This window comes from Nonomuraea cavernae, from assembly GCF_040655715.1.
GTDB classification, from domain to species: domain Bacteria; phylum Actinomycetota; class Actinomycetes; order Streptosporangiales; family Streptosporangiaceae; genus Nonomuraea; species Nonomuraea cavernae_A.
In genome coordinates, this window is the sequence record NZ_JBFAKL010000030.1 from 97108 (window position 1) to 105019 (window position 7912).

A 7912-nucleotide genomic window follows, 5' to 3' on the forward strand; every position below is an offset into this window, starting at 1 on the left:
ACCGATTTGCCCACGCTCGCACAGGTGGCAGCGGCAGCCGGTGTATCCCCGGCGACCGCCTCTCGCGTATTGACTGGCACGGTCAGGGTCAGCACCTCGACCCGCCGCCAGGTCTACGAGGCGATGTCGCGCCTGGGCTACGTGCGTCACCGGGCGCCCCGGGGTGCCCCCACCAGGCGGACGACCGGCGGCGTGGCCGTGGTGATCTGCGACCACCTCCACCGGCTGTTCTCCGACCCCTACTACGCGCGGTTCCTGTCGTCCGCCGGAGAGGTGCTGGCGGAGCACGGCGTGCCGCTCATGGTGACGACGGTGCCTCCGGCCGGCCCCGGCGCCATGCCCGCGCTCGCCGGGGCCGCCGACGGGGTGCTGCTGATCGGCGCGCGGGAGCGGCATCCGCTGGCGATCACGCTGTCCACCTCGGGCATCGCCGTACGCGGCATCGGCCGCCCGCCCGACGACGTGAAACTGCCGTACGCCGACGTCGACAACCACGACGGCGCCCGGCAGGCGGCCGAGCACCTGTTACTCGACGGGCGCCGGGCGGTGACCGTGATCGCGGGGCCGCCGCCGCTGCCCGCCGCGCAGGACCGGCTCGAAGGGTTCGTCCATATGCTCCGGCGGGCCGGGATCGGCGACGTGCCCGTGGCGTACGGCGACTTCAGCATGCCGTCGGGCACGCACGCGATGCAGTGGCTGCTGCGGCGCGCGCCCGCGCTCGACGCGGTGTTCGCGGCGTCCGACCTGATGGCGGCCGGGGCGATCCACGCGCTGAGACGGGCCGGGCGCAGAGTGCCGGACGACGTGGCGGTGATCGGGTTCGACGACGCGCCGGTGGCGCGGCGGACCGTGCCGACGCTGACGACCGTCCGCCAGCCCGTGGAGGAGCTCGCCGCGCTGGCCACCCGGCTGCTGCTGGCCGGCACCTCCTCGGTCAACCCGGTCCTGCCCGCGGAGCTGATCGTCCGTGAATCAGCATGAGCCGGGCGATGTCCTGGCCCGCCGGTACGTACTGCTCGAACGCATCGCCGCGGGCGGCACCTCGGTGCTGTGGCGGGCCCGCGACCAGTCGCTGGACCGGCTCGTCGCGGTGAAGGTGCTGCAGGACCAGCGCGAGCTGGCCCGCAAGGAGGCCAGGACGACGGCCCGGCTGGCCCACCCCGACGCGATCGAGGTCTATGACTACGGCGAGACCGTGACGGCGCAGGGCCGCGTGGCGGCCTTCGTGGTGCTGCGGCTGCTCGACGGGGAGCCGCTGGCGGAACGGCTGACGCGCGGGCCGCTGCCCTGGACCGAGGCCGCCGGCACGGCCGCCCGGATCGCCCGTGTGCTGGAGGCGGCGCACGCGCAGGGCATCGTGCACCGGGACGTCTCGGCCGAGAACGTGCTGCTGACCGAGGGCGGGCCGAAGCTCCTGGACTTCGGGATCGCGGCGCTCGCCGGGGATCCCGACGACGAGCGCGGCACGCCGCCGTACGTCGCGCCGGAGCGGCTCACGGGCGCCCCGGCCCATCCGGCGGTCGACGTGTACGCCCTGGGCGTGCTGTTCTACCAGATGCTCACCGGCGCGACCCCGTACCCGGAGACCACGTGGGAGCAGTTGGAGACGGCGCGCAGGTCCGGGCCCTGCCCGCGTCCGCCGGGCGTGCCGGGCGATCTGGCGCTGCTCTGCCAGCGCTGCCTCGACCCCGCGCCCTCGCGGCGGCCGAGCGCCCGTGAGGTGGCCGACCAGCTCGGGCAGACGCTGGGCCGGGCCAGGTTCCGGCACCGGGTGCGGCACGGCCTGGCGCTGATGGCGCTGGGCACGGTGGCGGCGGCGGTGCTGTGGGCCGGGCAGTCCGGCGACCAGGGGCGGCCGGCGAGCCCGGCGCTGCCCGAGCCACGGCGGACGGCCGCCGAGCTCGTGTCGCCCGCGCCGCTGGCCTCGGCCACGCCGCGGAACACCCGCGCGGCGAGCGCCGGCCCCGAAGTTCTCGACCGGTTCCGCGTCCAGCTGGCCGAGGCGGCGCGGGCCCAGCGGATCAGGTCGGACGTGGCGCTGGACCTGCGCCAGACGCTCGCCAACGGCACGACCCCGCAAGGGGTCGCCGACCTGCGGCGAAAGCTCGACGACCGGTTGCGGGAAGGGGCCGTCGAGCTTCGCCTGCACGGCGAGCTCGACGCGTTGCTGGCCGAGCTCGCCGTCGTCGTCCGGAACTGAGCTGTCGTCCGGAGCCGAGCTAACGTGCGGAACTGAACGAACGTGCGGAACTGGACGAACGTGCGGAACTGGACGAAGGTACGGCTACGGCGTGCGGGCGCACGACACGGCGGGCGCCGGGTTCGTGCCGTTCCAGGTGCCGAGGAACCCGAACGTGGTGCTCGCGCCGGGTGATAGAGCGCCGTTGTAGGTCTCGTTGGTGACCGTGTAGGGGCTGGCCGTCTGGCTGGTCCGGCCGTTCCAGACCTGGGTGACGGTCTGACCGCCGCCGAACGTCAGCGTCACCCGCCAGCCGGTGGTGGCCGTGGCGCCCGCGTTGGTCACGGTGACCTGGCCCTGGAACCCGCCGCCCCAGCTGCCCGTCTGGGTGTAGGCGGCCGTGCAGCCGCCTCCGCCGGTGCCTCCGGTGGTGGTCACGGTGACCGTGTTGGACACCGCCGAGACGTTGCCCGCCGCGTCACGCGCCCGCACCTGATAGCGGTACGTCGTGTTCGCCGACAACCCCGAATCACTGAACGACGTCGAACCCGACGTCCCGACCAACGCGAACGCGCCCGACGCACCGGCACGCAACACGTCGTAACCCGTCACGCCCACGTTGTCCGACGACGCCGACCACGACAGGCCGACTCCACTCGCCGTCACACCCGAGGCGGCCAGGCCGCCGGGAGCGCTCGGCGGGGTGGTGTCGCCGGGGTCGCCGCCGGTGCTGTAGCCGAAGGTGTCGACGGCGAGTCCGACGCCGCCGACCCACGGCTCGAACCCGGCCTGGACGCTGGTCAGGTACCACGACCGCTGGGCGTAGCCGCGGCTGACGGCGTCGCCGTAGAAGGTGTCCACGGCGAAGCCGATCGAGGTGGCGGGCGCGGTCCGGACGTAGGAGACGACGTTCCAGCCGATGTTGCCGAACCACACGTCCCACGTGCCGCCCGCCAGGTTGACCGTGGCCACCCGCGAGCCGACGGGCTGGACGGAGCCGGTGCGGTGCAGCCAGATCATCAGCTCTGCGCCGGTGTTCTGCCCGTCGGTGCGGGGCGTGGGGTCGAACCACAGATCGTAGGCGGCGTCGTACACGCCGGAGCTTGGATACCTGAAGGTCACGTTGGTCCGCACGCCGGCGAACCGGGCGTCGCTCGCCTGCATCGGCAGGCCGCTGCCGGTGGAGCAGACCGCGTAGTGGCAGCCCGCGAAGACGCTCGGGTAGGAGCCGGGGGCGCCGTTCTGCGGCTTGTCGTGCACGGCCTGCGTCACCGTGAAGCCGGTGTCGGTGACGTCGATGCACTGGGTGGTGTCGTCGCCCCAGTTGTTGTTCTGGACGACGTACCTGCCGCCCTGGATGGTGGTCGACCCCCACTTCTCGCAGATCACGACGTCGGCGTGGGCCGGGCCGGTGAGCATCGCCGTGGCGGCGGCGAGGGTGGCGAGCGCGGCCAGGATGCGCGCGATCATGACGTCCCCCTTTGACAGGTGTAGCCGGATGGCACGGAGGTGTCGCCGCCCGGGCGGGCGGCCTGGAAGCCGAAGCCGGCGGTGGCGTTCGGTGCGATCGTCCCGTTGTAGGAGAGGTTGCGCGCGGTGACGGTCTGCCCGCTCACCGAGACGGCGGCGTTCCACGAGCCGGTGACGGTGTGGCCGGCGGGGAGCGTGAAGGTCACGGTCCAGCCGTTCATCGCCGAGCCGCCCGTGTTGGTCACGGTCACCGGCTGCACCACGTAGCCGTTGCCCCACTGGCTCTGTACGGTCGCCGCGGCCGTGCAGCCGCCTCCGCCGGTGCCTCCGGTCGTGGTCACGGTGACCGTGTTGGACACCGCCGAGACGTTGCCCGCCGCGTCACGCGCCCGCACCTGATAGCGGTACGTCGTGTTCGCCGACAACCCCGAATCACTGAACGACGTCGAACCCGACGTCCCGACCAACGCGAACGCGCCCGACGCACCGGCACGCAACACGTCGTAACCCGTCACGCCCACGTTGTCCGACGACGCCGACCACGACAGGCCCACTCCACTCGCCGTCACACCCGAGGCCGCCAGGCCGCCGGGAGCGCTCGGCGGGGTGGTGTCGGAGGAGCCGCCGTAGACCGTGGCCTCGCGGGCCGTCGCCCGGATGCCGTTCGCGCCGTTGAACAGCCGCTGCCCCCACGAGGTGAGGTTGGCGGCGTTGAACGAGGTGACCTGGTCGAGGTACTCGACGCCGCCACCGTTGCCGCTCCACGACCAGCCGAGGTAGCCGACGCCCCGGCTCTGCGCCTGGGCCATGATCGTGTTCTCGTCGGGGTCGCCATCGGAGTGCATGTCGCCGAACTCACCGATGACCAGCGGCAGCCCGGCCGTCTGGAAGGCGTCCAGGTAGGCGATGATCTCGGCGGCCGTGTCGTAGACGCCGTACATGTGGATGGAGAAGACGGTGTTCTTCTGCGGGTCCGCGTTGAACACCGTGCTCGCGTCGCCGCGCATCACGCCCTGCCAGTCCTGGCCCCAGTTGGGCGCGTCGACCATGAGCAGGTGCTGGAACCCGGCGCTCCGCATCCGGGTGATGGCGGCGGAGGTGGCCTGCGTCCAGCCGGGCGTGACCGCGTTGTTGCCGACCGGCTCGTTGCCGATGTTGATCACGATGTGGTTCTCCTGGCCGGTCAGCACGCTCTGCAGGCCGATCCAGTACGTGACCGCCTGGTCCAGGGTGTAGGCGCCGCTCTGCTCGCCGTACCCGGTGGTGTCGTGGTTCTCCAGCACGCAGATGAGCCGGTTCTGCTTGCACAGGGAGACGACGCCCGCCACGTCGGCGGCCGAGTTGGCCGTCCACCTGCCGCCGCTGAGCACCACGCGGACGGTGTTGGCGCCGAGCGATTTGATGCCGGCGAAGGAACTCGTCTCGCCCGGATACCAGGTGTGCGCGTGGCTGGTGCCGCGCATGACGAAGGCGCTGCCGTTGGCCTCCAGGACGCGGGTGCCGCTGACCCGCAGGCCCACCGCGGCGGCGGCGGACTGCGGGACCAGCAACATGGCACCCACGAGGGCGAGCAGGGCCACGAATGATCTCATGGGCATGTGACGGTCATCCGTTCGGGAAGAGGCTGCCGTAGTCGGCGGCGGCCATGGCGATGTCGGCCTGGGCCCAGAAGCGGTGGTAACTGAAGGACGGCGCGGGGCCGGTGCCGTTCAGGTACGCCTGCACGGAACCCCAGGCGGGGTCGTTCTTGTAGAAGGACCTGATGTCGAGGAACGTCTTGCCGGAGCTGATGACGTCGCCGTTCGGCATGGTGCCGGAGTAGCCCGGAGGGACGTACAGGCCGGTGTCGGTGGCGTCGTTGTGCGGGTCGTCGAAGCGGTTGTAGTCCGCGCGGGTCTCGCTGACCGTGGCGCCCTTGGCGTCCTTGTGCGACAGGATGCCGTCGATCAGGTTCTTGGCGGCGGTCTTGGCGGCGGCGCTGCCGGACTTGGCGGCGTACCAGGTGAGCGTCCTGGCGTAGGCCGCGGCCACGCCGACGTCGTCGGTGTGGTTGGCGACGGTGACGTGCAGGCCCGGGTTGGCGGCCGGGCCGCTGCCGCCGCCCGAGTAACTGGCCGACGGGGCGCCGGACCAGGTCATGTCGTTGGGGATCTGGTAGCTGTTGTTCGCGCCGAACGTGGTGTTGGCCAGCGCCCACGGCACCCACTTGTCGAGGATGGCCTTGGCCTTGGCGCCGCCGGTCACGTAGTAGTACTCCGCGACCCGCTCCAGCGACCAGGCCTGGAACCCGAACCACCGGTTGCTCGGCGGGTCGTGGAAGACCGGCTGATGGTCGTAGGCCCAGCCGTGGAAGGTCGGCGTGCCGGCCGGAGGCGCCTGGTAGTCGCCGTTCCAGCTGTTGGTCGCGCCGCCCGCGATGCCGCCCTCGGCCGACTGCAGCCACAGGTAGGAGTCGAGCTGCCTGCCGAGGCTGGTCTGCCAGTCGGAGGCCGCCGTCGCCGACTGCGGGCGCAGCGACGACGGGCCGGCCGGCGACAGGACCCAGGCGGCCAGCGGGTTCTGGTAGCCCTGGTGCCAGGAGCTGGAGCCGATCCGCCACGCCCACGAGCCGCCGATGTCGCCGCCCCAGGAGTAGTACCAGGTCAGCATGTACGACGAGCTGCTCTTGCCGGTGCCCGGAGTGCAGGAGGTCGAGGTGCAGCCCGGGTTCTTGAAGTACTTGTCGTAGAAGGCGTACCTCAGGTAGTCGCCCATCTTGGCGGCCTTGGCCATGGTCGCGCTGACCTGCGACTGGTTGCCCTGGGCCGTCGCCCAGGTCAGCGCCCAGTAGGCGGCCTGCACGGCGCGGGCGTCGGCGTCGGGGGCGTTGGTGTAGCGCCACTGGTTGGCTCCGCCGCCCTGGATGAACAGCGGCGGGTAGCCGGCGCCCGGCTGCCCGAAACGCCCGGTCTCACACGACGGATGCGGCACGGTCTCCCACACCGACTCCTGCGGGCCGCGCTGGTAGGTGTTGATGTACGTGACGCGCTTGGTGTTGTCGCCGCACTCGCTCAGGCCGCTGCCCCTGCCGGTGCCGTAGCCGTACACGTCGTCCACGTCGAGCAGCCAGTGCATGCCGTACACGAGCCGGTTGCCGTACGTGCTCTGCAGCTCGTTCGCGAGCGGGTCCTGGCCGGCCACGACGCCGGTGTTGAGCGTGACCGGGTAGCCGCTGGGCTTGGACCGCTCGGGGGCGTAGTCGGCGGGGTCGCTCGGGTTGTAGGTGGTGGAGCCGCCCGGCTGCCCGGCCGCGGTCGGGATGATGTACTGCTCCATCACGTTCCAGGCGTTGTTGAACGGCGACCAGTTGCCGGTCACGCGGCCGTACTGCGCCTCCAGCCAGAGCCAGAAGCTGAACGCCTCCGAGGTGGTCTCGTGGCCATGGTCCGGGGCCTCGACCATGAGCGTCTCGACCGAGTGGTAGGGCACGCCCTCCGGCGAGAAGTAGCCGTTGGCCGGGTCCTTGAGCTTGTTGTACTGGGTGGTGAACTCGGTCAGGTAGCTGTTCTGGGGCGCGTCGTCGTCGGCTTCGGTGGCGGTGACGGTGACGCTGGTCAGGCCGGTGGAGGCCACGGTGATGGGCCGGGTGCCGTTGGTGGTGTCACTGTCCTGCGCCGCGGCGACGGTCACGTTCTGCGGGGTGTTCCAGTTGGCCGTGGTGAAGGTCAGCGACGCGCCGGAGGTGATGGTCAGGCTGGTGTCGCCGCTGCCCGCCGTCGAGGTGACCGTGACGTTACCGCTGGGCTGCGCGGCGAGGCGGACGGAGAACGGCGCGCTGGAGCCTTCGGGGACGGTCAGCGCGGTGGGGGTGACGACCAGGGCCTGCTGCGTGGAGCCGGTGACGGTGAACGACGTCGTGGGCGTGGTCGTGGTGAGCGCCGGGTTGCCGTTGTCCACGGCCCGGGCCTGCGCGGTGTGGCCGCCCGCGGCCAGTCCGGTGGCGCTGAAGGTGTAGGGCGAGGTGGTGTCGGTGCCCGCGAGGACGCCGTCGACGAGGAACTCGACGCGGGCCACCGCCCCGCCGGGGTCGCTCGCGGTGGCGGCCAGCGGCACGGCGCTGCCCGACGGGTAGGAGGCGCCGGCGCTCGGGCTGGTCAGGGTCACCGTGGGCGGGATGTTGGCACCGGTGCCGCCGCAGGTGACGCCGTTGATGGCGAAGGTGGCGGGGTTGGTGTTGGTCGTGGTGTAGGTGCCGTTGAAGCCGATGGTCCATTGGGCTCCGGT

At 71.9% G+C, this 7912-nt stretch carries 5 protein-coding genes; 2 read left to right on the forward strand and 3 right to left on the reverse strand.

Annotated elements, in window-relative coordinates:
* The first annotated feature begins 24 nt into the window (after positions 1–24).
* Together AB0I38_RS33375 and AB0I38_RS33380 are read left to right on the forward strand one after the other, a co-directional pair.
* Entirely contained in the window at positions 25–981 is a 957-nt protein-coding gene (locus tag AB0I38_RS33375; RefSeq protein WP_358489719.1) for a LacI family DNA-binding transcriptional regulator, read from the forward strand.
* Complete coding sequence (locus AB0I38_RS33380; protein ID WP_358489697.1) at positions 968–2200, forward strand: serine/threonine-protein kinase; 1233 nt, start codon at positions 968–970, stop codon at positions 2198–2200. Before AB0I38_RS33375 ends, AB0I38_RS33380 begins: the two co-directional genes overlap by 14 nt.
* Positions 2201–2284: 84 nt before the next feature.
* Here AB0I38_RS33380 and AB0I38_RS33385 read toward each other — a convergent pair whose 3' ends face one another.
* From AB0I38_RS33385 to AB0I38_RS33395, 3 genes are all read right to left on the reverse strand, one after another.
* Positions 2285–3649, reverse strand: a complete 1365-nt coding sequence (locus AB0I38_RS33385) for a GH12 family glycosyl hydrolase domain-containing protein (protein WP_358489701.1) — start codon at positions 3647–3649, stop codon at positions 2285–2287.
* Entirely contained in the window at positions 3646–5241 is a 1596-nt protein-coding gene (locus AB0I38_RS33390; protein ID WP_358489703.1) for a cellulase family glycosylhydrolase, read from the reverse strand. The genes AB0I38_RS33385 and AB0I38_RS33390 overlap by 4 nt, the downstream gene beginning before the upstream one ends.
* A gap of 13 nt (positions 5242–5254) precedes the next feature.
* A partial coding sequence (locus AB0I38_RS33395; RefSeq protein ID WP_358489707.1) for a glycoside hydrolase family 48 protein occupies positions 5255–7912 on the reverse strand: 2658 nt, incomplete at its 5' end.